The organism is Treponema sp. R6D11, assembly GCF_054786075.1.
In genome coordinates, this window is the sequence record NZ_BDHD01000750.1 from 1 (window position 1) to 547 (window position 547).

Here is a 547-nt window from a genome sequence, read left to right on the forward strand (position 1 = left end):
CTGTAAAAAAGCAGTTGCGGATTTAACAAAATGGAAGACATCATAAAGGCGGCAAGCCAGTCTTCTTCCATTCCCTTTTCGGCAAATGATGCCGCTATCGGGATTGTTCCGTACATGCACAAGGGGGAGGCTATCCCCAAAAGCGACGCAGGTATTACGCCGAGGAAACCTAGCTTTTTCTCTCGCAGACTGGAGAACATTTCATGGATTTTTTCTTTTCCAAAAACTGAAATAAAAGAGCCGAGTGCCATTCCAATCGCCCAGTATCTGAAAATCTGCTCAAACTGAATCGAGAAAAAATACCAAATGTAAATAAATTCGCGCTTTAAAACTTCAACCATCAATACGGACTAACCTGTATGTCTTGCTTCCCAAGCCAATTTCTTCCGCGTGTTTTATTGTCAAAATACCATTCCTTGACTCTATCCGCGCAATAAGGTCTTTGCCATCTTTTGCCTTGTACACAAGATCGACGCAAGCCTGATCAAGGGCAACAGGATCAAGCGAGGCTAGTATGCCGATGTCTGCCATTGTCGGAGGAGTGGGT

The 547-nt window shown here is 44.2% G+C and carries 1 protein-coding gene and 1 pseudogene; both read right to left on the reverse strand.

From position 1 onward, the window contains the following. Nucleotides 1–341, reverse strand: a 341-nt coding sequence (locus ACYVTD_RS15880; RefSeq protein ID WP_461248657.1) for a permease, incomplete at its 3' end; no start/stop codon positions are given. Beyond that, nucleotides 334–547 (reverse strand): annotated as a pseudogene (locus ACYVTD_RS15885) (DUF362 domain-containing protein); the annotation flags it as partial. The pseudogene ACYVTD_RS15885 and the gene ACYVTD_RS15880, both read right to left, overlap by 8 nt.